Genomic DNA, 22502 nt, shown 5'->3' with positions numbered 1-22502 from the left:
TATCTCCTCGCGCACCTCCCGACCGAGCGGCCCCGCTACGCGCGCCAGGCGCTCGACCCGTACGTCGACCTCGACACGATCGGTGACGACGAGCGGTCGGACCCCCACCACTTCGGCCCGAGCCTCGCGAGGAAGATCGCGGCCTGCGAGGGCATGGAGGTCGCGAGCCACACGTTCAGCCACTTCTTCGCCCTCGCGGACGGGCAGACGCAGGCGCAGTTCGAGGCCGACCTCGAGGCGTCGATCGCGTCCGTCGAGCGCATCGCGCCGCGGCCGGTGAGCCTCGTCTTCCCGCGCAACCAGGTGAACCCGGAGTACCTCGAGACCTGCCGCCGTCTCGGCTTCACCAGCTTTCGCGGCAACGAGCGGAGCTGGATGTACACGGCGGGCGACGAGGCCGCGAACAGGCCCATGAAGCGGGCCGCGCGGCTCGTCGACGCCTACCTGCCCCTCTCCGGTACGAACACGTCGCGGCCGTCCGTCGACGCCGGGATCGTCGACCTCCCCTCGAGCAGGTTCCTCCGCCCGGCGACCGGGGCGCCCCGACGTCTCGAGCGGCTGCGCGTGCGCAGGGTCACGACCGCGATGGAGAGCGCGGCGCGCACCGGCGCCACCTTCCACCTCTGGTGGCACCCGCACAACTTCGGGCGGGACCTCGACCGCAACCTCCACGTGCTGGAGGAGATCCTGGCCGTGTTCGGGCGTCTTCGACGGGACTACGGGATGCGCAGCCTGACGATGCGGGAGGCGGCGGAGGAGGTGATGGCCGCGTGACGGTCGTGATGCTCGCCGGTCGGGGCAGCTCGACCTGGGTCGTCTACAACGCGCTCCGCGACGACGTGTCGATCGAGACCGTCGTCCTCGAGCGGCCGCCGTCGCAGGCACGGTTGCTGCGGCGCCGCGCGCAGCGGCTCGGGTGGAGCACCGTCGCCGGGCAGGCGATGTTCGTCGCCTACGCCCGTGCGACGGCCGGACGTCACCGTGCCAGGGTGGCCGAGATCCTCGGGGCCGCCGGTCTCTCGGCGGAGAGGCCGTCCGACGCCCCCGTCGTCGAGGTCGAGAGCGTGAACGACGACTCGGTGATCGCGCTCCTCCGGGCCGCGAACCCGAGCGTGGTGATCGTGAACGGCACCCGGATCGTCTCGGAGCGTGTCCTGTCGGCGGTCGAGGCGCCCTTCCTCAACCTGCACGCCGGGATCACGCCGCGCTACCGGGGCGTGCACGGCTGCTACTGGGCCCTCGCGAACGGCGACCCGGAGCACGCCGGCGTCACGGTGCACGTCGTCGACCCCGGAGTCGATACCGGTCCCGTGGTGGCGCAGGCCCTTGTCCGGCCGATCCCGGACGACGGCTACCACACGTTCCCGGCGCTCCAGCTCGCCGCGGGCGTCCCGCTGTTGCGGGAGGCGGTCGTCGCCGCGGGGGCGGGTCGCCTGACCACGATCGAGGTCGGCGGCGAGTCACGCCTCTACTACCACCCGACGATCGGCGCCTACCTGCGGAACCGCCGGCGGCTCGGGCTCCGCTAGCCGGACGTCGCGCGAGCGTGTCGCCCGCCACGCGTCGCACCTCGCCCTTCGAGGCGATCCCGGCGATCGAGAGGCGCACCCCGTCCTCGCGGAGCGTGAAGATCCCCGGTCCACGGCCGTCTCCTCGATCTCGCGGGTCGGTGCACTGATCGGGGCCGCGATCTCGTCCCTGATCGGCATCACCTCGAACAGGGGCACGCGCCCCGGTACCCGGTGTCACCACACCGGCGGCAACCGACCACCCGGTATCGGCACGAGCGAATCCGGGATTGAGGGACAATCGGCGACGTCATGCGGGTGGTCGTGCAGCGGGTGTCGAGCGCGTCGGTGCGCGTCGACGACGTGGTCGTGGGAGCCTGCGGGCGGGGCGTGCTCGTGCTCGTCGGTGTCGCCCAAGACGACACCGAGCAGCAGGCGGGTGCGCTCGCACGACGGGTCGCCCGCTTGCGGATCTTCCCGAATGCCGACGGGCGCTTCGACCGGTCCCTCCACGACGTCGGCGGCGAGGCCCTCGTCGTCAGCCAGTTCACGCTGATCGCCGACGGTGCGCGCCAGAAAGGGGCTCGGCCCGACTTCGGGAAGGCAGCCCGCCCGGCCGTCGCGGCGCCGCTCGTCGAACGGTTCGTGGAGGCCCTGCGAGCCGAGGGCGTGCCCGTGCAGACGGGCGTGTTCGGCGCGTACATGGCGGTCGAGCTCGTCAACGACGGGCCGGTGACGATCGTTCTCGACGCCGCCCCTCCCGGTCGGTAGCGCGACATCGGCGCCCGTGGCGGCCGACGGCGCGACGGCCGCCCACGCTCGTCTCGCCGGGCGGCGTCCGAGAGGGCCTTGGAGCGGCTCGGGGCTCATCGGGCCCGTGCGGGATCCGCCGCATTCGCTGCCGCGAGACGCCGCTCCCGGGATCGGTAGATCGACGTCCGCCCGGCCCCACAGTATGGTAGGCAGCCGTACGAAGTTCCTACGGATGTGCCTGCAAGCACGCGTCTGCAGGCTTCCGCGTAGACAGAAGGAGGACATGGCTCGAGTTCTCGATTCGCTGGCGATGGGTACCCGGGGGAGGGCCACGAACGGGCAGTGGGGCGGCGACTCGCTCGAGCTCAACGACGGGTCTCGCGTGGCGGTGATCGGAGGAGGCCCGGCCGGGTCGCTCTTCTCCTACTTCCTCCTCAAGACGGCGACCGCGGTCGATCTCACGATCGACGTCGACATCTTCGACCCACGGTCGTTCACGCGGTGCGGGCCCGGCGGCTGCAACCACTGCGGCGGGATCGTCTCCGAGTCGCTCGTCCAGATCCTCGCCGCCGAAGGCATCAAGCTTCCCCCCGGCGTCGTCCGTCGCGGCATCGAGTCGTACGTCGTGCACATGGACGTCGGCAGCGTCCGCATCGAGAGCCCGGTGGGTGAGCGGCGGATCGCGGCCCTCTACCGTGGGCACGGCCCACGCGAGGGCGAGGATGCCCCGGGCACGAGCTTCGACAACTTCTTGATGGACATGGCCGTCGATCGGGGGGCGCGCGTGGTGCGCAAGCTCGTGACCGGGATCGACTGGAGCGGCGACCTGCCGCGGCTGCTCGAGCCGGACGGCACCGCCAGCCCCTACGACCTCGTGTGCATCGCGACGGGGGTGAACAGCAACTTCGTGCGGCTCCTCGAGGGCTCCGGCGTCGAGCTGCGAATGCCCGAGACGACGCGGACGTACATCTGCGAGTTCCGCACCGGTGACGAGAACCTCGAGGAGCGCCTCGGCCACGCGATGCACGTGTTCCTCCTCGACATCCCGCGACTCGAGTTCGCCGCGTTCATCCCCAAGGGCGAGTTCGTCACGATGTGCCTGCTCGGCGACGACGTCGACCAGGAGCTCGTGCACACGTTCCTCACGTCGCCCGAGGTCCGCCGCTGCCTTCCGGTCGACGAGCTGCCCTGCGTCTGCACGTGCTCGCCGATGATCAACGTGCGCGGCACCAGCCAGCCGTTCGCCGACCGCCTCGTCGTCGTCGGCGACAGCGGCGTGACGAGGCTCTACAAGGACGGCATCGGCGCCGCGTTCCGCACCGCCAAGTCGGCGGCCACCACCGCCGTGATCCAGGGCATCTCCGAGGAGGCATTCAGGCGCACCTACCTCCCGACCTGCAAGGCGATCTCGTCCGACAACGCGATCGGACGCGTGATGTTCGCGTTCACCCACGTGTTCAAGCACGCGCGCTTCACGCGCCGCGCGATCCTCCGCAAGACGACGCGTGAGCAGGCGGCCGCCGGGAGCGCGAAGCGGCTCAGCTTCGTGCTCTGGAACATGTTCACGGGGAGCGCGCCGTACCGGGAGATCTTCGTCTCCGCGCTCCATCCGGGCTTCGTCGGCGGCCTGGCCTGGAACCTGGCAGCCGGCGTGTGGCCCAAACGGCGGCGAAAGGAGCTCGCCGATGCGGCGCGGTGATCTCGGGACGACGTACGGCGACGGAGACGAGATCGTGCGGGAGGGCGAGACGGGGTCGTGCATGTTCGTGATCCAGGCCGGCAAGGTCGAGGTCGTGCACGGTGCGAACGGCGACGCCCAGCGGCTCGCCGTGCTCAGCGAAGGCGACTTCTTCGGCGAGATGGCGCTGTTCGGCGAGGCGCAGCGCTCGGCGACCGTGCGCGCGCTCGGGGAGGCGCGGGTGCTGAAGGTGGACAAGCGGACGCTGCTCCGGCGGATCCACGAGGATCCCCTCCTCGCGCTCACCCTGCTCGAGTCGCTCTCCGCACGCATCCGGCGGTTGAACGACCAGGTGACCCGACTCGGAGGTGTCCCGTGAGCTCGACACCCGCCGACGGCTCCCCGTTCGCGCGCATCACCCCGTCGTTCCGGCCGGAGCAGGCCGAGCGGATGCCGCCGTGCCAGTTCAACTGCGCCACCTCCGGGCTCGTGCGGTCGTGGATCGGCGTGATCGCCCAGCGCAAGAAGACCGGCCTCACCGACGAGCAGGCCTTCGACGAGGCGTGGTCGATCATCGCCGACCGCAACCCCTTCGTCGCCGCGCTCGGCCGGATCTGCCCCCACCCCTGTGAGTCCGACTGCAACCGCGCCACGCTGGACGGGGCGGTCTCCATCAACGCGATGGAGCGGTTCCTCGGCGACTGGGCGATCGAGCGCGCGCTTCCTCTGCCCGGGCTCGCCTCCGCTCCTCAGCCCGAGTCGGTCGGCGTGATCGGCGCCGGGCCGTCCGGGTTGTCGTTCGCGTACCAGATGGCACGCCGTGGCTACCGGGTCACCGTCTACGACACGCACCCGCAGGCCGGCGGGATGCTCCGCTACGGCGTCCCCGACTACCGCCTCCCCGGCGACGTGCTCGAGGCGGAGATCCAGAGGATCGTCGACACCGGCGTCGAGCTCCGGCTCGGCACCGCGGTCGGAGAGGACGTGACCCTGGTCGACCTGCGCGACGCGCACGACGTCCTCTACGTCGGTATCGGCGCGCAGGCCGGGCGGGACCTGGGCCTCGACGGCGACACGGAGCTTCCGGTCTGGCGCGGCATCGACTACCTGCACGCCGTCAACACCGGCCAGCGCATCGACCTCGGTGCGCGCGTCGCCGTGGTCGGCGGCGGGAACACCGCGATCGATGCCGCTCGCACCGCACGACGCGGTGGTGCCGACGTCACGCTCGTCTACCGGCGGTCGCGGGAGGAGATGCCCGCCAGCCCGCACGAGGTCGTCGAGGCGGAGGAGGAGGGAGTCGCGTTCCTGTTCCTCGCCGCGCCCGTCGGCGTCGAGCCGGCGTCCGACGGCAGCCTCGTCCTCCGCGCCTCGCGCATGGAGCTCGGCGAGCCCGACGAGTCCGGCCGACGGCGACCCGTCCCGATCCCCGGGTCGGCGCTCGAGCTCGAGGTCGACTCGGTGATCGCCGCCGTGTCCCAGGAGCCCGTCTGGGAGGGGCTCGAGGAGCTCCACGACGGGGGCAGGCTCGCCGCGGACGCGATGGGCTGGGTGCAGGGAGACGTGTGGGCCGGCGGCGACGTGCGGAACCTCGGCATCGCGGGCGAGGCGATCGTGCAGGGTCGACACGCGGCGGAGACGATGCACGCGCGCCTGCGCGGGCTCCCGGAGCCCGAGCTCGACGAGCGGCCGCCGATCGGGCCGGACGAGATCCTGTTCGGCTTCCACGAGCCCGCGGAGCGAGCGACGCCGACGCGCGTACCGCCGGGCGAGCGACTGCAGAACCCGGGCCTGGAGGTGACGAGAGGGCTCACCCGGGACGAGGTCCTGCGCGAGGCGAATCGGTGCATGTCCTGCGGCTCGTGCTTCGGCTGCGAGCAGTGCTCGATGTTCTGCAACGCGCAGTGCTACACGCGGGTGGACGAGGCCGGCCCGGGCTCGTACTTCACCCTGTCGCTCGACGCGTGCGAGGAGTGCGGAAAGTGCGTCGAGGTGTGCCCGTGCGGCTTCCTGCAGACGTGCCCGTCGTCGGCCGCGCCGGGGCCGCCTGCTCCCTAGTCCGGGATCGCCGGCAGCGAGGGGTGCGGAACCCCGCGCGTGCTACCCTTTGCACACCACATTTCACCGGTTCGGAGAAATGGGCGCGGGAGCGCCCGTTTTCGTTGAAAGGGTCCGAATGACGACGACGGCAACCGATACGTTCGCACGGGAGAAGGCGCTCGAGCGTGCGATCACGCCTGCCGTGGAGAGCGGTCTTCCCGGTGTGGAGGTGCTCGCCGTCGAGCTCGTGTCGCCCGGGCGGATCTGTGTCTACGTCGACCACCCGGACGGCGTCGACTTCGCGTTGTGCGAGCGCGTCACCCACCTGCTCGACGACTACCGGTCGGACTACGGGATCGACGTCTCGTCCCCCGGGCCGGAGCGCCCCCTGCGACGGGCCCGCCACTTCCAGGGGGTCGTCGGTCGCCGCATCACGCTCCGCACGACCGGCGGAGGCCGCAAGCGCGTGCGCGCAGACGTTCTCCACGCCGGCGAGACGACGCTGTCCGTCGCCGTCGGGGGTCAGGAGCTCGAGATCCCGTACGACTCGATCGTTCGGGCCAATCTGATCGACGAGGAACGGAAGGAATCATGAGCCAGGAGATCATCGACGGCATCCGCCAGATCGAGCAGGAGAAGGGCATCGAGGCCGGGGCCCTGGTCGAGGCGCTCGAGGACGCGCTGCTCGCGGCCTACAAGAAGACCCCGGGCGCCGCGCGCCACGCCGAGGTCGTCCTCGACGACTTCGGCGAGTTCCGGGTGTTCGCGATCGAGATCCCCACGGACATCGAGGGGCGGCTGATCGAGGAAGCGCGCGAGGCGCGGATCGAGGAGCTCGAGCGGATCGAGGAGGAGACCGGCGAGAAGCAGCACACGCTGATCAACGACGACGAGCTCGACGTCGACCTGAGCGAGGTGCCGGAGGAGGACATCGTCCGGACGGACGTGACACCGGAGGATTTCGGGCGCATCGCGGCGATGACCGCGAAGCAGGTGATCCAGCAGCGGATCCGCGAGGCGGAGCGCGCGATCATGTACGACGAGTACATCGACCGTCAGGGAGAGGTCGTCACGGGGATCGTCCAGCAGGCGGGCGACCGCAACAACGTCCTCGTCGACCTCGGCAAGGTCGAGGCGCTGCTCCCGCGCTCCGAGCAGGTCGACGGTGAGCGGTACGAGCAGGGCTCGCGGATCAAGGCGGCGATCATCGAGGTGCGCTCCGGAACGAAGGGCCCGCAGGTGATCCTGTCCAGGCGTGACCCGCGGCTGATCGAGACGCTGTTCGAGCTCGAGGTGCCCGAGATCGCCGACGGGCTCGTGACGATCCGCGGCGTGGCGCGGGAGCCGGGGTACCGGTCGAAGATCGCCGTCGAGTCGCACGTCCAGGGTGTCGACCCGGTGGGTGCGTGCGTCGGCCCGCGGGGCTCGCGCGTGCGGATGGTCGTCTCCGAGCTGCGCGGGGAGAAGATCGACATCATCCCCTGGAACACCGAGCCGGCGCGCTACGTCGCGAAGGCGCTGAGCCCCGCCCGCGTCCGGGAGGTCTACATCGACGACGACACGCGGGAGGCGACGGTCGTCGTGCCGGACGACCAGCTCGCGCTCGCGATAGGCAAGGAAGGGCTGAACGCCCGCCTGGCCGCACGGCTCACGGGCTGGAAGGTCGACATCAAGTCGGACACGGAGTTCGCGGAGGCCGAGGCGAAGGCGGCGTTCGGCGGAGAGGACAACGGCGAGGACTACTCGGGTCGCTGCGCCGCGATCCTCTCGAACGGCAAGCGCTGCCCCAATGCGGCACTCCCCGGGACGAAGTACTGCGGTGTTCCGGCGCACCAGGCGCTCGCGAACCAGCCGGAAGGGGTGGTCGCGGCAGCGGGTCTCGCAGTCGAGGACACGGGCGGTGCCACCGACGACCTCGGCGCGGAGGCGGCGGCGGCCGGTGTCGCTGCGGCCGTCCTGGAGGAGGCCGTCGAAGAGGCCGCAGAGGCCGGCGAGATCGGGCCCGCGGACGGGGCGGCGATCTCCGAGGCGATCGAGGAGGCTGCCGTGGAGGCCGTCGTGGCCGACGTCGCCGACGAGCTCGTGGCCGGGGAGGCCGACGTCGACGCGGCGCCGGCGGGAGAGGCACTCGAGGAGGTCGATCACGACGCGTGAGCGACGCGCCGATGCGGACGTGCGCGGGGTGCGGCCGGAAGGCGCCCCAGCACCAGCTCCTGCGGTTCGCGGCCGTCGGGGCACGCCTCGCGGCCGGGCGGACGCTGCCGGGCCGCGGCGTCTACACGTGCCGTCGCCTCGTCTGCTTCGAGCGCGCGCAGGAGCGGCGCGCGTTCTCGCGCGTGCTCCGCACGACCGTCGTGATCGATCCCGCGCTGGCGCGCATCTACACTGACGGCGATGGCTAACGGAGACAAGAAGCCGAATCGGCCGATCCGTCCGCGCGGCGGCCCCTCCGGCCGCAAGCGGCGGGTCGTGATCGAGGGTGGCGCGGCGCGGGGACGCGACGCGCGGCAGCCGCGCGAGCGCACGGCGCCGCAGGCGCAGCGGACGCAGCCCGTCGCCGCCCCCACCGGCCCGGTCACGGTCGAGTCCGGGGTGACGGTGAAGGACCTCTCGCAGGCGCTCGGCGTCCCGATGGCCCAGCTGATCAAGATCCTGATGGGGCTCGGACAGATGCGGACGGCGACGCAGTCGCTCTCCGACGAGGAGGTCGAGCTGATCGCGGCCGAGGTCGACCGCGAGATCACGATCAAGCACACCGGTGAGGACGAGGAGGCGCTCGAGCCCTTCGACGACACGGACGAGGACCTCGCTCCCCGTCCGCCGGTGGTCACGATCATGGGCCACGTCGACCACGGGAAGACGACGTTGCTCGACGCGATCCGTGAGGCGGCCGTCGTCGAGACGGAGGCCGGCGGGATCACCCAGCACATCGGCGCCTACCAGGCGGAGGTCGACGGTCGCCGCATCACGTTCCTCGACACGCCCGGCCACGAGGCGTTCACCGCCATGCGGGCCCGGGGCGCCAAGGTCACCGACATCGCCGTCCTCGTCGTCGCCGCGGACGACGGCGTGATGCCGCAGACGAAGGAGTCGATCTCACACGCGCGCGCCGCCGACGTGCCGATCGTCGTGGCCATCAACAAGATGGACGTCCCCGATGCGAACGCCGACCGCGTGAAGAGCGAGCTCGCGAACGAAGGGCTCCAGCCGGAGGAGTGGGGAGGGTCGACGCAGTTCTCCGAGGTATCGGCGAAGCAGCGGACGAACCTCGAGGACCTGCTCGAGCGGATTCTGCTCGTCGCGGACGCCGAGCTCGACCTCCGGGCGAACCCGACCGCGGAGGCGTCCGGGCCGATCGTCGAGTCGCGGCTCGACGTCGGGCGCGGCGCGGTCGCGACGATGCTCGTGCAACGCGGGACGCTGCACGTGGGGGACGCGATCGTCGCGGGCGACGCCGCCGGGAAGGTGCGAGCGCTGTACGACTACCGCGGCGAGAAGGTGAAGGAGGCGCGACCGGGCGAGCCCGTCGAGATCGTCGGGTTCGACAAGCCGCCGCCCGCCGGCGAGCTCACGCGCGTCGTGGGGCACGAGCGGCAGGCGAAGGATCTCGCGCAGCGCCGGGCCGAGCGGATGCGCCGCGAGCAGCTCGCGCAGCGGTCGACGCGGCGGGTCTCGCTCGACACGCTCTTCGATCAGCTGCAGCAGGGCGGCGTCCAGGATCTCAACATCGTCCTCAAGGGCGACGTCCAGGGATCCGTCGAGGCGATCGTCGGCGAGCTCGGGAAGATCGAGCACCCCGAGGTGCGGGTGAACGTGATCCACACGGGCGTCGGCGGCATCACCGAGAACGACGTCAACCTCGCTGCCGCGTCCGACGCCCTCGTGATCGGCTTCAACGTGCGTCCGTCCGCCGACGCCCGCCAGCTCGCCGAGCGCGACGGCGTCGACGTCCGCACGTACCGGGTGATCTACCAGCTGACGGCGGACATCGAGCAGGCGCTCGTCGGGATGCTCTCACCCGTCTCGACGGAGGAGACGATCGGCGAAGCGGAGGTGCGGGCGCTCTTCAAGGTCTCCCGTCTCGGGACGATCGCAGGGTGCATGGTCACGAACGGCGTCGTCCGCCGGAACGCCGCCGCGCGCGTCGTCCGCGACGGCACGGTGATCTACGAGACGTCGATCGCCCAGCTGAAGCGCTTCAAGGACGACGTGCGCGAGGTGTCCGAGGGCTTCGAGTGCGGCATCCTGCTCGACGGCTTCAACGACGTGAAGGACGGCGACGTGCTCGAGGTCTACGAGACGAAGGAGGTCGAGCGCACCGACCTCGCCGGGGCGCCGGGATCCGCGTCGAGCGGCGACGCGCGCTAGCCGCGACGCCCGACGGTCGCGCCCGGAGCACGGCATCCGATGGGAGCCACGACGATGGCCAGCGGATACATCGGGATCCTCTCGTTCGAGCTCCACTTCCCCGAGAGCAGGTCGCTCAAGGACAAGCGCATGCACCTGCGCTCGGTGAAGGCGCAGCTCGCGAAGCGGATCGGGTGCTCGATCGCGGAGGTCGACCACCACGACACCTGGCAGCGATCGCGCCTGACGCTCGCCTGCGCGACGCGGGAGGCGAGAGAGGCCGAGCGGCTGCTCGACGAGGTCGAGCGGTGGCTGTGCGGGCAGCCGTTCGAGCACTTCGGTGCCCGCCGGGAGATGGTGGTGCTCGATGACTGACGGTCTCGTCCCCTCAGGGCCGCGGCCCACCGCCTCGACCGCGGCCCGCGGCCCGTCCGTCTGCCCCGCCCGCATCCGTCCGACCGGCGATGGGCGCTAGGCGGCGACCCACACCCCGCATGCGGCGCGTCGACGAGGTGATGCGCCACATCCTCTCCGAGGAGATCCCGCGGCTCAAGGATCCCCGGATCGGCTTCGTCACCGTCACCGGCGTCGACACGACGAGCGACCTCGAGCACGCGACGGTGTGGGTGAGCGTCCTCGGGAGCGAGAGCGAGCGGGCGCGCACGCTCGAGGCGCTCGAGCACGCCGCCGGCGTGCTCCAGGCCCGGATCAACCAGGAGCTGCACGTGCGCCGTACCCCGCAACTCCGCTTCGCGTACGATGCCGCGGTCGAGCGGGGCGTGCGGATGTCGAAGCTGATCGACGAGCTCGCACCGGACGACGGGCACGATGAGCGACCCCAGTGACATCGACGCGGTCGTCGCCGCGGTGCGCGACCACGACAGGTTCCTCGTCACGTCGCACGAGAGCCCGGACGGCGATGCGCTCGGCTCGTTGCTCGCGATGCACCTGGCGCTGACGGCGCTCGGGAAGGACTCCGTGATGCTGCTCGCCGGCTCGGCGCCGCTCCCCGGCGAGTACCGCTTCCTCGATCTCCCCGCCCGAGGGCTCCTGCGCGAGCGTCCGTCCGACCACGCCGAGCGCGTGCTCGTCGCCGTCGACTGTGCGCAGGAGAGCCGGATCGGCGACGACGAGCTGCTGCCCGCAGCGCCGCTCACGCTCAACATCGACCACCACCACGACAACACGCGCTTCGGCGACGTGAACCTCGTCCAGGCCGACGCGTCGTCGACGGGCGAGCTCCTCGTCGATCTGCTGGAGCCGCTCGGCGTGGCCCTCTCACCGGAGCTGGCCGAGGCGCTCTACACGGCGATCGTCACCGACACGGGCCGCTTCCAGTACCAGAACACGACACCGCACACGCTGCGTGTCGCGGCCGATCTCGTGGAAGCAGGGGCCGACTCGCACAAGGTCTTCCAGGGTGTCTACGAGTCGGTGCAGTTCGCGAAGCTGAAGCTCCTCGCCCGGGCCCTGGAGCGCGCCGAGGTGTACGAGGGCGGACGCGTCGTCGTGTCGAGCCTCCTCCGCGGGGACTTCGCCGACGCCGGCGCCGCCGAGCCGTACTCCGAGGGCATCATCGACTACCTGCGCGCGGTCGAGGGGGCGGAGCTCGCCGTGCTCGTGCGCGAGCCTCCGCGCGCGGACGGCCCGCTGCGCAAGGCCTCGCTGCGCTCCGCGCTCGACGAGCTCGACGTGTCGGTGATCGCCCGGTGCTTCGGAGGCGGTGGGCACCGGCAGGCCGCCGGGTTCTCGAGCGACCTGGAGATCGCCGAGGTCACGCGGATCGTGCTCGACGAGTACCTCGCCCAGCGCGGCGAGCACCCGGCAGGCTGATGGGCGTCCCCCGCGCGCTCGATCCAACGGGCGTCGTCCTCGTCGACAAGCCGACCGGCCCCTCGTCCTTCGCCGTCGTGGCGCGCGTGCGGTCGGCGACCGGGGCCCGGACCGGGCACGCTGGCACGCTGGACCCGTTCGCGAGCGGCCTCTTGATCCTCCTCTCCGGGCGGGCCACGCGCGTCCAGGAGCGCTTCATGCGCCTGGACAAGCGGTACGTGACGGCGATCGACCTCTCGGCCCGCACCAGCACCGGGGATCCGGAGGGAGAGGTCGTCGAGGAGCACGACCCGCCGGAGCGCGTCGAGCTCGAGGAGCGGCTCGCCGCGCTCAGGGGCACCGTCGAGCTCCCCGTACCGGCCGCGTCTGCGGTCAAGGTCGGCGGCGAGCGCGCCTACCGCCTGCACCGCCGGGGTGTGGTCGTCGAGATGCCCGTGCGCGCGATGCGCGTCCACGACGTCGTGCTCCTCGGGTACGACGGTCGCGTCGCGAGCCTGGAGCTCCTCGTCGGGTCGGGCACGTACGTGCGCTCGATCGCGGAGGCGCTCGGTGGCCACTGCGTCGCGCTCCGCCGCACGGAGATCGGGCCGTTTCGCGTCGAGGAGGCGGATCCGGAGCGAATGATCCCGCTCGAGGAGGCGCTCGCCCGCGTGCCCGCCGAGCCGTCCGACGAGGAGAGCGCGCGGCCGCGCGACGAGTATCGAGGACCGGACGGATGAAGATCGCGCATGCACCGAGCCAGATCGAGCGCCAGCCGCGTGCCGTCGCGATCGGGACGTTCGACGGCGTGCACCGCGGCCACCAAGCCGTCATCCAGGCCGCGATCGAGACCGGCCTCGCGCCGACGGTGATCACGTTCGAGCCGCATCCCCGCGCGGCGCTCGGGAACCGGGTGGAGATGATCACGACGCTCGAACGCCGCCTCGAGCTCCTGGCGGACGCCGGGATCGAGACGACGCTCGTCGCGGCGTTCACCCCCGAGCTGCAGCGCCTCGAGCCGGAGGAGTTCGTCGAGCACTACCTCCTCGGCATCGGCGCGGAGGCGGTGGCCGCCGGGCGCGACTTCCGCTTCGGGCGGCGGCGCGGTGGTGACCTGTCGCTGCTCGCGAGCCTCGGGCTCCACGTGCTCCCGGTCACGAGCGTGGACGGCGTCTCCTCGACCTGGATCCGTGCGGCGCTCGCTGAGGGAGACGTCGCCACCGCCGCGCGCCTGCTCGGCCGTCCGTACGAGCTCGACGGGGTCGTCGTCACCGGTGACCAGCGGGGAGGGACACTCGGCTATCCGACCGCGAACATCGCTCTCGACCCGTCGCTGATCTGGCCCGGGGACGGCGTGTACGCGGGCTGGGCGCTCGATCATCGCGCCGCGGTGTCGGTCGGCACGAACCCCCACTACGGCGGCACGGAGCGTCGCGTAGAGCCGTTCCTGCTCGACTTCGACGGCGACCTGTACGGGAAGCGCCTCGTCGTCGAGCTCTGGACGCGCCTCCGTGACCAGGAGGTGTTCGACTCCGAGGAGGCGCTCGTCGAGCAGATCGGCTGCGACGTCGAGGCGACACGAGCGGCCGAGCGCCCCGTCTGAGCGGCACCGGTCGCCGGTGCCGGGCCTCGACGCCCGGCAGACGGCGCCTAGGCGACGATCCCGACGCCGTTACGGCGAGGGTCGCCGGCGGCCCCGCTCCGGCCGATGCAGCTGACGCCGCCGAAGTAGTGGTGGAGATCGGGCCAGCGGACGACGGTCCGCCCCTGGCGCTCGAGCTGCGCGAGCGCGGCGTCGTCGACACCGGGCTCGGCATGGACGACGTCCGCTGCCGGATGGAGCCGGGGCCGGTCGACTGCATCCTGGACATCGAGCCCTTCGTCGATCACCCCCGCGAGGACCGACACGAGCGCCGTTCGCAGCCGCGAGCCGCCGGCGGAGCCGATCGCGAGCGCCGGCCCGTCGTCGAGCACGAGCGTCGGTGCCATCATCGACTCCATCCGCGTGCCCGGGGTGAGCCCGCCCACGGCGAGGTCGGTCTCGCCGAGCATCGAGTTCAGGTGGAGGTCGAACCCGGGCGTCCATACCCCGGCGCCGAGCCCGAGGCTCGTCGTGAGGACGCAGATCCGACCGGCGTCGTCGACCGCCACGACGTTGGTCGTGTGCCCCTCGCGCTCGGCGTCCTCGAGCGCGACGACGAGCGTGAGGGCCCGCTCCGTCTCGGTGCGTCCTGCGAGGCGGGGGAGCCGCCCGAGCGTCTCCGGCACGCCGGAGAGCCCTCCGCGGGTGAGGACGGTGTACCCGTGCCACACCTCCCGGGCCGGCTCACGCCACTCGGGCCGGTACGCGTCGAGGTCGTCCCAGTCGAGCGTCACGCCGTCGACGTCCAGGAGGGCCTCGGCGATCGAGCCGCGGTACGCCGACCCCGGCCCCTCCTCGGCGAGGCATTCGAGCGCGTCGACGAGCCCGGGCTGGACGAGGAGATCCCCCGCTCCGAGGAGGCGACCGGCCGGGGCGAACAACTCGGCACCCCGGCCCCGCGTGAACGCGGGCTGGATCATCGCGAGACACGCGGCGTGCCGCGGCGACAAGGCGGCGCCGCTCCGGGCGAGCTCCAGCGCGGGCTCGAGGAGCCGTCTCCAGGGCAGTCGACCGCCGGCCTCGTGGAGCGCTGCGAGCCCGGCGGGGATCCCGGGAACGCCGCACGTCGCCGCACCGACCGTGTAGTGCACCTGCGCCTCGCCGAACGTGATCGGCAGCTCCTCCATCTCGCCGATCCGGCGGGGGACGGCGACGAAGCAGTCGAGCAGGCCGGCCCGCCGGCCGTCCCACCACAGCGCGTGCCCGCCTCCGAGAAGGCCGGTCATCACCGGCTCGGCGACGCACGACGCCAGGCACATGGCGACGGTCGCGTCTGCGGCCGTGCCGCCGTCGGCGAGGATCTCCGCCCCCACGGCCGCGGTCGGCGCGGCGCCCGCTGCCACTCCGGACACCATCACGCGAGACGCTAGCGCTCGGCGCCGGGTGGTGCCCCGAACGACACGATCGAGACGCGTGCGGCCGCGGCGGCGAGGTCGTTCTGTGGATCGTCCGCTCGCGCGCCGATCGTCCCCGCTGCCCGTGGGAAGCGCCGCAGGTACGACCGCAGCGCATCGTGCGCCGCCTCCCCGCGGAGGACGCGCCCTTCGACCTCCGTCGTCGTTCCGCCGATCGTCAGCCGCGCGGGCGCCCGCTCTCGGAACGTCCGCCACCACTGCTTCCGCTCCGGGGCGACCGCGAGCGCGACGACGTCGCTGCCGGTCCGTGCGTACATGACCGGGATCCGGAAGGTGCGGCCGCTGCGCCGGCCCCGGTACTCGAGGATCATCAGGCTCGTGCTCAGCGGCCCATGGGCACGCGAGTCGAGGATGCGCCGGACGACGGGGTTGGCCAGCCGGAGCAGGCGGAGAGGGGGGCGACCCATGCTTCGTGACACTGTGTCACAAGCGGCGAGGACGGCTGCTACGCTTGGCGCGACCGCCTCTCGGCCGGACGTGCCCTTCCTTCACGCCGAGCGGGGAGCGCGGAGTCGCAGCGAAAGGAGACGCATGGCGCTCACCAAGGAAGCGAAGCAGGAGCTGATCGACAAGCACGGCAGGAGTGCGCAGGACACGGGCTCGCCCGAGGTGCAGATCGCGATGCTGACGCGTCGCATCAACGAGCTCACCGACCACCTTCGCACCCACCCCAAGGACCACACCTCACGGCGCGGGCTGCTGAAGCTCGTCGGGCGCCGCCGGCGCTTCCTCGACTACCTGCAGCGGAAGGACCTCGAGGGCTACCGCACCCTCATCAAGGAACTCGGACTCCGCCGGTAGCGACGGGAGTCACATCGGTGGGAGGTGGACGTTTGACCGAGCTCCATGCGGCCGCCGGCCGCGGAGCTGGCTCAAACCTCCACCTTCCGCAAAGCACGGAGAGTGAAGGGATACCAACATGAGCATCACCACCGGGCCTGAGGCCGCGGTGTCCGTCGACGTCGGCGGTCGCGAGATCACCTTCGAGACGGGCAGGCTCGCCAAGCAGGCGGACGGCGCAGTCGTCGTCCGCAGCGGGGACACGATGATCCTCGCCACCGCCGTCGGACGCCACGATTCGCGTCCCGACGCGGACTTCTTCCCGCTCACGATCGACGTCGAGGAGCGGATGTACGCGGCCGGGAAGATCCCTGGCGGCTTCTTCAAGCGCGAGGGACGCGCGACGGAGCGCGCGACGCTCACCGCGCGCATGATCGACCGCCCGATCCGGCCGCTGTGGCCGAAGGGCTTCAAGAACGAGGTGCAGGTGATCTGCACCGTCCTGTCGGCCGACCTCGTCGTCCCGCACGACATCCTGTGCATCAACGGGGCATCTGCGGCCCTCGCCGTCTCCCCGCTGCCGTTCCTCGGGCCGGTCGGCGCCGTCCGCATCGGGCTGATCGACGACGAGCTCGTCGTCAACCCCACGTTCGAGGAGACCACGGCCGGGTCGACGCTCGACCTGATCGTCGTCGGCACCCGTGACGCGCTCACCATGATCGAGGCCGGCGCGGCGCAGGTGCCCGAGGACACGATCCTCGAGGCGTTCGAGCTCGCCCACCGCGAGATCGTGCGCATCTGCGAGGCGATCGACGACCTGCGGCGCCAGGTCGGGAAGCCGAAGTGGATCGACGTCGAGCTGAACGCCTCGCTCGACGCCGACCACGGTGACCGTGTGGCCCGGGCGATCGCAGAGCACGGCCTCCGCGAGGCCCAGTCGGACGTCGACGAGCTCCTCGCCGAGCTCGCGCCGTCGATCACGATGGACTCGACGGAAGACGACATCCTCCGTGAGCAGCAGCTGCGAAACGGCCTGCAGATGCTTCTCGAGCGGCAGCGGCTCAGTGCGGTCGAGGCCCCGATCCGAGCGCAGTTCGAGCCGGATCTGCAGGCGCTCGCCGATGCCGAGCAGGACTCGAAGGAGCTCAAGTCGCGCAAGCGCGACCTGCTCCTCCAGCGCATCACCGACGACGTCCAGCTGTCGTTCCCGGTGGGCTCGACCCCGGCCGAGGGCGAGGCGCCCGTCAAGGACGCGATGACCCGCCAGTACGTGAAGAAGGCGGCCGACGGGATCTACAAGGACATCGTGCGGAAGAAGATCGCCGTCGACAAGCGCCGTCCCGACGGTCGCGGCACGGAGGAGATCCGCCCCATCTGGACCGAGGTCGGGGTCTCGCCGCGGACGCACGGCTCTGCGCTCTTCACGCGGGGGCAGACGCAGATCCTGACGCTCTGCACGCTCGGCACGGCGAAGGAGCAGCAGCGGATCGACGACCTGTCGCTGGAGCAGGAGCGCCGCTACATGCACCACTACAACTTCCCGCCCTACTCGGTCGGGGAGACGGGCTTCATGCGGGGCCCGAAGCGCCGCGACATCGGCCACGGGGCACTCGCGCAGCGGGCGCTCGAGCCGGTGATCCCGACGCCGGAGGAGTTCCCGTACACGATCCGGCTCGTCTCGGAGACGCTCGAGTCGAACGGCTCGTCGTCGATGGGCTCCGTCTGCGGGTCGACGATGTCCCTCATGCACGCGGGCGTGCCGATCAGCGCTCCCGTGTCGGGGATCGCGATGGGGCTCGTCAAGGAGGGTGACGACTACGTGATCCTCACCGACATCCAGGGCGCAGAAGACCACCTCGGGGACATGGACTTCAAGGTCGCCGGGACGGAAGCGGGCATCACCGCCCTGCAGATGGACATCAAGATCACCGGCGTCACGCAGGAGATCATGCGCAGCGCGCTCGACCAGGCACGGCGTGCCCGCACGGCGATCCTCGAGAAGATGCTGGAGACGATCCCGGAGCCGCGGACGGAGCTCGCGGGCCACGCGCCGCGGATCACGTCGGTCAAGATCAATCCCGAGTTCATCGGGATGGTGATCGGGAAGGGCGGCGAGACGATCCGCTCGCTCGAGGCCGACTACGACGTGCAGATCGACATCGAGGAGGACGGGACGATCCTCGTCTACGCGACCGCGGGTGAAAACGCGGACGCCGCGATCTCGATGATCGAGGCGATGACGAAGGAGCCCGAGGTCGGCGACACGTACACCGGCCGCGTCGTGAAGACGACGGAGTTCGGTGCGTTCGTCGAGCTGAAGAAGGGCACGGACGGGCTGCTCCACGTGTCGAACGTGGGCCCCGGCCGGGTCGCACACATCGAGGACGTGATCGTCCGGGGCGACACGCTCGACGTGCTCGTGCAGGAGGTCGACAAGGAGCGCGGCCGGATCGGCCTCAAGCTCGTCGCGAAGCACGAGGACGGGCGGCTCGTGCAGCCCGAGGAGCTGATCGAGCGCGCGAAGGACGCCCCGCCCCGCGAGCCCCGCGAGCCGCGGGGCGACCGTGACCGGGGGCGCGGCGGCCGCGACCGCGGCCGGCGCCGCGACTAGCCCGAGGCAGTCGTGCGGGGGTCGGGCCTCGGTGCCCGGCCCCCGTGCGGCACCCTCGCTACGATCCGCCGGATGCTCGAGCACGAGCTGACCAGGTTGCCCGGCGGCGAGCGCGTCGTCACCGAGCGCATCGACGGCGTTCGGTCGGTCGCGATCGGCCTGTGGGTGGGCGTGGGCTCGCGCGACGAGACGCCGGCACGCGCAGGCGTGTCGCACTTCATCGAGCACCTGCTGTTCAAGGGCTCGTCGCGGTACACGGCCCAGGGGATCGCCGAGGTGTTCGACGCCATGGGCGGTGAGCTGAACGCGGCGACGTCGCGCGAGACGACGGTGGTCTACACGCGTGTCCCCGACGTGCACCTCGAGCAGGCGCTCGACGTGATGCTGGACATGGTCTTCGCCCCCTCGTTCAGCGACGTCGACAGCGAGCGGGAGGTGGTGCTCGAGGAGATCGCGATGGTCGACGACAATCCGCAGGACCTCGTCCACGACCTCGCGGGGGAGGCCGTGTTCGGGCCGCACCCGCTGGGGAGGCCCGTGATCGGGCGCGCGGAGGTGATCGAGTCGGTGAGCGTGCGCGCGCTCCGCTCCTTCCACACCCGCGCCTACGTCGGCGGGAACGTCGTGCTGGCGGCGGCCGGCAATCTCGAGCACGAGCAGCTCGTGGAGCTCCTGCGGGCACAGCGCCCGCGGCGGGCCGAGCCGCTGCGCATGACGCGGAAGCCGTTGCACCGCCTACCGGCCCCGGGCATCCGCTTCCAGCCCAAGGACACCGAGCAGTACCACGTCGTGCTCACGGGCCGGGGCGTCTCCCGGTCGGACGAGCGGCGCTACGCCGCCTCGATCCTCGATGCGATCGTCGGCGGCTCGGCCTCCTCCCGGCTCTTCCAGGAGATCCGCGAGAAGCGCGGCATGGCGTACAGCGTCTACTCGTACGGCTCCCAGTACGAGGAGTCCGGCCAGGTCGGGATCTACGTCGGGACGCGAGAGGAGAACCTCTCCGAGTGCCTCGAGGTCACGGCCCACGAGCTCCGCGACGTGGGCGAGGGGAACCTGCGGGCCGGTGAGCTCGAGCGCGCCAAGGAGAACCTGAGAGGCCGGTTGCTGCTCTCGCTCGAGTCGACGTCGACCCGGATGACCCGCCTCGGGCGCGCCGTCGTCACCGGCACGGAGCTGCTCACGCTGGAGGAGACGATTCGTCGCATCGACGCCGTGACGCGCGACGACGTCGCCGCGCTCGCGCGCGAGCTGCTGGCTCCGGAGGGGCTGTCGACGGCGGCGATCGGGCCCAGCGAGCGCCGCTTCCGCGCGGCCGTCGAGCACTTCAACCCCAGGGCGTTGACGCGGGCGGCCTGAGGTGCGCGTCGCCCTCTACGGACGGCACGGCAAGGTCGGCTCGGTGCTGGCGGCCGCCCTCGAGGCGTCCGGCCACGAGGTCGTCGACGCCCGCGACGTCGGTCCGGACGGCTGCGACGTCGCCGTCGACTTCACCACGCCCTCGACGGTCGACGCGAACGTCGACGCCTGCCTCGCCGCGGGCGTGCCGGTCGTGATCGGCACGACCGGGTTCGACGCCGACGCCCTCGACGCGCGCGCCCGGGAAGCCGGCGTCCCCTGCTTCCACGCGGCGAACTTCGCGCCCGGGGCGGTGCTGATGATGCGCTTCGCCGAGGAGGCGTCGCGCGTGCTCGAGCGCGCCGAGATCGTCGAGCTCCACCACCAGACGAAGGTCGACGCGCCCTCGGGGACGTCGAAGGCGACGGCGGCGCGGATGCACGGCGACGTCCCGATCCATTCCGTCCGGTTGCCCGGGCTCGTCGCGCACCAGGAGGTGATCCTGGGCGGGCCGGGGGAGACGCTGACGATCCGTCACGACACGACGTCGCGCGAGGCGTTCGCGCCGGGCGTGCTGCGTGCCCTCGACGCCGTCCGCGACCTGCCGCCGGGCCTCACCGTCGGCCTCGAGCGCCTGCTGTGATCACGTTCGTCGTCGGCGACCTCACGACCCAGGAGGTCGACGCGATCGTGAACGCGGCCAACGAGGCGCTCGCGCCCGGGGGCGGGGTCTGCGGCGCGATCCGACGGGCCGGAGGCGACGAGATCTTCGCCGAAGCCGCGACCCTCGGCGGCTGCGCCACGGGCGACGCGAAGGCGACGGGAGCGGGCCGGCTGCCGGCGCGTCACGTGATCCACGCCGTCGGGCCCGTGTGGCACGGCGGCACGCGCGGGGAGCCCGATCTGCTCGCCAACGCGTACACGCGGGCGCTCGAGGTCGCCGCCGACCTGGGCTGCCGGACGATCGCCCTCCCGGCGCTCTCGACGGGGATCTACGGCTACCCCGCGGAGCTCGCGGCGCCGATCGCGATCGGGGCCGTCGAGCCGCTCGCCGGCCGCTTCGACGAGGTGCGCTTCGTGTTCCTCGACGACGAGCTGCGCGCCGTCTTCGAGGCGGCGGCTGCGTCGTAGGCGCGTGGGTGCCTAGAATCGGGTGATGCTCGGCGAGATCCTGACGGCGATCGTGACGCCGTTCGACGAGGACGGGAGCGTCGACCTCGAGGGCTTCCGGGCGCTCGCCCGACACCTCGTCGACAACGGCTCCGACGGCCTCGTCGTCACGGGGACGACCGGGGAGGCACCGACGCTCACCGACGACGAGCGGTTCGCGCTCTACGAGATCGCGGTCGAGGAGGTCGGCGGCGATCACGCGGTGATCGCCGGGACGGGCACGTACGACACGCGCCACTCGATCCACCTCACCGAGCGCGCGCACGAGATCGGCGTCGACGGCTTCCTCGTCGTCACCCCCTACTACTCGAAGCCGCCGCAGCGCGGGATCGTCGCGCATGTCGAGGCGATCGCCGCCGCGACCGACCGCCCGATCGTCTTCTACGACATCCCCGGCCGCGTCGTCGTCGACGCGGAGCCGGCGACGATCAGCGCGCTCGCGGAGATCCCCAACGTGACCGCCGTGAAGCAGGCGAAGCCGTCGCTCGACGCCGCACGCCACGTCGTCACGTGCGGCCTCGACCTCTACGCGGGCGACGACGACCTCATCCTCCCGTTTCTCGAGATCGGCGGGATCGGCGGGATCTGCGTGCACACGCACGTCGTCGGCCGGCGGGTGAAGGAGCTCGTGCAGCGCTTCCGGCAGGGGGACGTCGAGGGTGCGAAGGCGCTCGACGAGGAGCTGCGACCGTCGATCGAGCTGCTGCGCGTCGTCACGAACCCGATCGCGATCAAGCGGGCGCTCGACCTCCTCGGCCTGGCGCCGGGCCGTGTCCGCCTCCCCCTCGTCGAGGCGGACGAGGCTGAGACCGCGGCGATCCGCGACTGTCTCGAGCGGCTCGGGCTGCTCGATCGCGCCACGGCTTCGTCCTAGGATCCGGTCCGTGACAACCTGCCCGTCGTGCGGCACCGAGAGCCGGGAAGGGGCCCGGTTCTGCGACGCGTGCGGGCACGAGCTCGCCAGCGCCGCAGGGCCGACGGGCGCGGAGGAGCGGAAGGTCGTCTCGGTGCTCTTCTGCGACCTCGTCGGGTTCACGGCGGCGTCGGAGGCCGCAGATCCCGAGGACGTCCGTGCCCGCCTGCGTGCCTACCACGAGCTCCTGCGCGAGCAGATCGAGGGCTTCGGGGGGACGGTGGAGAAGTTCGTCGGCGACGCGGTGATGGCCGTGTTCGGGGCTCCCGTTGCGCACGAGGACGACGCGGAGCGGGCGATCCGCGCCGGTCTCGGGATCCTCGAGCGGCTGGCCGAGGCGAGCGCCGGCGATCCCGGTGCCGATCTCGGTGTCCGGATCGGCGTCAACACGGGCGAGGCCCTCGTCGTGCTCGACGCCCGCCCCGAGCAGGGCGAGGGATTCGTCACCGGCGACGTCGTCAACACCGCGTCGCGGATCCAGTCGGCCGCACCGGTGGA

The 22502-nt window shown here is 71.8% G+C and carries 24 protein-coding genes; 22 read left to right on the top strand and 2 right to left on the bottom strand.

Annotated elements, in window-relative coordinates; translation table 11 throughout:
• From AC162C_RS13670 to ribF, 15 genes are all read left to right on the top strand, one after another.
• Positions 1 to 774 (top strand): polysaccharide deacetylase family protein (locus AC162C_RS13670; RefSeq protein WP_484098020.1); only part of this gene is annotated, 774 nt, incomplete at its 5' end.
• Positions 771 to 1529: a formyl transferase gene (locus tag AC162C_RS13665; RefSeq protein WP_484098019.1), complete on the top strand. Its 759-nt coding sequence runs from the start codon at positions 771 to 773 to the stop codon at positions 1527 to 1529. The genes AC162C_RS13670 and AC162C_RS13665, both read left to right, overlap by 4 nt.
• A gap of 291 nt (positions 1530 to 1820) precedes the next feature.
• On the top strand, positions 1821 to 2279 hold the full coding sequence (dtd, locus tag AC162C_RS13660; protein ID WP_484098018.1) for a D-aminoacyl-tRNA deacylase: 459 nt from the start codon (positions 1821 to 1823) through the stop codon (positions 2277 to 2279).
• Positions 2280 to 2544: 265 nt separating this feature from the next.
• Complete coding sequence (locus tag AC162C_RS13655; RefSeq protein ID WP_484098017.1) at positions 2545 to 3960, top strand: NAD(P)/FAD-dependent oxidoreductase; 1416 nt, start codon at positions 2545 to 2547, stop codon at positions 3958 to 3960.
• On the top strand, positions 3947 to 4318 hold the full coding sequence (locus AC162C_RS13650) for a cyclic nucleotide-binding domain-containing protein (protein ID WP_484098016.1): 372 nt from the start codon (positions 3947 to 3949) through the stop codon (positions 4316 to 4318). Before AC162C_RS13655 ends, AC162C_RS13650 begins: the two co-directional genes overlap by 14 nt.
• The gene (locus AC162C_RS13645) at positions 4315 to 5997 is read left to right on the top strand and encodes an FAD-dependent oxidoreductase (protein WP_484098015.1); all 1683 of its coding nucleotides are present in this window, start codon (positions 4315 to 4317) and stop codon (positions 5995 to 5997) included. The genes AC162C_RS13650 and AC162C_RS13645 overlap by 4 nt, the downstream gene beginning before the upstream one ends.
• Before the next feature lie 118 nt (positions 5998 to 6115).
• Positions 6116 to 6574: a ribosome maturation factor RimP gene (locus AC162C_RS13640; RefSeq protein WP_462974379.1), complete on the top strand. Its 459-nt coding sequence runs from the start codon at positions 6116 to 6118 to the stop codon at positions 6572 to 6574.
• Positions 6571 to 8133, top strand: a complete 1563-nt coding sequence (nusA, locus tag AC162C_RS13635; RefSeq protein WP_484098014.1) for a transcription termination factor NusA — start codon at positions 6571 to 6573, stop codon at positions 8131 to 8133. The genes AC162C_RS13640 and nusA overlap by 4 nt, the downstream gene beginning before the upstream one ends.
• Positions 8130 to 8381: a YlxR family protein gene (locus AC162C_RS13630; RefSeq protein WP_484098013.1), complete on the top strand. Its 252-nt coding sequence runs from the start codon at positions 8130 to 8132 to the stop codon at positions 8379 to 8381. Before nusA ends, AC162C_RS13630 begins: the two co-directional genes overlap by 4 nt.
• The gene (infB, locus tag AC162C_RS13625) at positions 8374 to 10347 is read left to right on the top strand and encodes a translation initiation factor IF-2 (RefSeq protein ID WP_484098012.1); all 1974 of its coding nucleotides are present in this window, start codon (positions 8374 to 8376) and stop codon (positions 10345 to 10347) included. The genes AC162C_RS13630 and infB overlap by 8 nt, the downstream gene beginning before the upstream one ends.
• A gap of 54 nt (positions 10348 to 10401) precedes the next feature.
• Positions 10402 to 10701, top strand: coding sequence for a DUF503 domain-containing protein (locus tag AC162C_RS13620; RefSeq protein ID WP_462975387.1), 300 nt, complete (start codon positions 10402 to 10404; stop codon positions 10699 to 10701).
• Between the two features lie 119 nt (positions 10702 to 10820).
• Positions 10821 to 11171 carry a 30S ribosome-binding factor RbfA gene (gene rbfA / locus AC162C_RS13615; protein WP_484098011.1) on the top strand — a complete coding sequence of 117 codons (351 nt, stop codon included), beginning with the start codon at positions 10821 to 10823 and terminating at the stop codon, positions 11169 to 11171.
• Positions 11155 to 12159 carry a DHH family phosphoesterase gene (locus AC162C_RS13610; protein WP_484098010.1) on the top strand — a complete coding sequence of 335 codons (1005 nt, stop codon included), beginning with the start codon at positions 11155 to 11157 and terminating at the stop codon, positions 12157 to 12159. The genes rbfA and AC162C_RS13610 overlap by 17 nt, the downstream gene beginning before the upstream one ends.
• A complete protein-coding gene (truB, locus tag AC162C_RS13605) occupies positions 12159 to 12878 on the top strand; it encodes a tRNA pseudouridine(55) synthase TruB (RefSeq protein ID WP_484098009.1) in 720 nt (239 codons plus the stop codon). The genes AC162C_RS13610 and truB overlap by 1 nt, the downstream gene beginning before the upstream one ends.
• Positions 12875 to 13741: a riboflavin biosynthesis protein RibF gene (ribF, locus tag AC162C_RS13600; RefSeq protein ID WP_484098008.1), complete on the top strand. Its 867-nt coding sequence runs from the start codon at positions 12875 to 12877 to the stop codon at positions 13739 to 13741. Before truB ends, ribF begins: the two co-directional genes overlap by 4 nt.
• 47 nt (positions 13742 to 13788) lie before the next feature.
• On the opposite strand, the gene AC162C_RS13595 is transcribed toward ribF, so the two are convergent.
• Together AC162C_RS13595 and AC162C_RS13590 are read right to left on the bottom strand one after the other, a co-directional pair.
• Positions 13789 to 15135 (bottom strand): gamma-glutamyltransferase, encoded by a 1347-nt coding sequence (locus AC162C_RS13595; protein ID WP_484098007.1) that lies wholly within the window; start codon positions 15133 to 15135, stop codon positions 13789 to 13791.
• An 11-nt stretch (positions 15136 to 15146) separates the two neighbouring features.
• Positions 15147 to 15602, bottom strand: a complete 456-nt coding sequence (locus tag AC162C_RS13590) for a nitroreductase/quinone reductase family protein (protein WP_484098006.1) — start codon at positions 15600 to 15602, stop codon at positions 15147 to 15149.
• Positions 15603 to 15726: 124 nt separating this feature from the next.
• Here AC162C_RS13590 and rpsO point away from each other — a divergent pair, with 124 nt between their 5' ends.
• From rpsO to AC162C_RS13555, 7 genes are all read left to right on the top strand, one after another.
• Positions 15727 to 15996: a 30S ribosomal protein S15 gene (gene rpsO, locus AC162C_RS13585; RefSeq protein WP_462974368.1), complete on the top strand. Its 270-nt coding sequence runs from the start codon at positions 15727 to 15729 to the stop codon at positions 15994 to 15996.
• Positions 15997 to 16114: 118 nt separating this feature from the next.
• Positions 16115 to 18586, top strand: a complete 2472-nt coding sequence (locus AC162C_RS13580) for a polyribonucleotide nucleotidyltransferase (protein WP_484098005.1) — start codon at positions 16115 to 16117, stop codon at positions 18584 to 18586.
• Positions 18587 to 18658: 72 nt separating this feature from the next.
• Entirely contained in the window at positions 18659 to 19942 is a 1284-nt protein-coding gene (locus AC162C_RS13575) for a M16 family metallopeptidase (protein ID WP_484098004.1), read from the top strand.
• A gap of 1 nt (position 19943) precedes the next feature.
• Positions 19944 to 20564 carry a 4-hydroxy-tetrahydrodipicolinate reductase gene (locus AC162C_RS13570; protein ID WP_484098003.1) on the top strand — a complete coding sequence of 207 codons (621 nt, stop codon included), beginning with the start codon at positions 19944 to 19946 and terminating at the stop codon, positions 20562 to 20564.
• A complete protein-coding gene (locus AC162C_RS13565) occupies positions 20564 to 21052 on the top strand; it encodes a macro domain-containing protein (protein WP_484098021.1) in 489 nt (162 codons plus the stop codon). Before AC162C_RS13570 ends, AC162C_RS13565 begins: the two co-directional genes overlap by 1 nt.
• A 25-nt stretch (positions 21053 to 21077) precedes the next feature.
• On the top strand, positions 21078 to 21965 hold the full coding sequence (dapA, locus tag AC162C_RS13560; RefSeq protein ID WP_484098002.1) for a 4-hydroxy-tetrahydrodipicolinate synthase: 888 nt from the start codon (positions 21078 to 21080) through the stop codon (positions 21963 to 21965).
• A gap of 10 nt (positions 21966 to 21975) precedes the next feature.
• Positions 21976 to 22502: adenylate/guanylate cyclase domain-containing protein (locus tag AC162C_RS13555; protein WP_484098001.1), on the top strand; the 527-nt coding region annotated here is incomplete at its 3' end.

It is taken from the genome of Gaiella sp. (assembly GCF_057140465.1).
The sequence above is the reverse complement of the archived record's forward strand: the minus strand, read 5'-3'. Positions and strand labels throughout refer to the sequence as shown.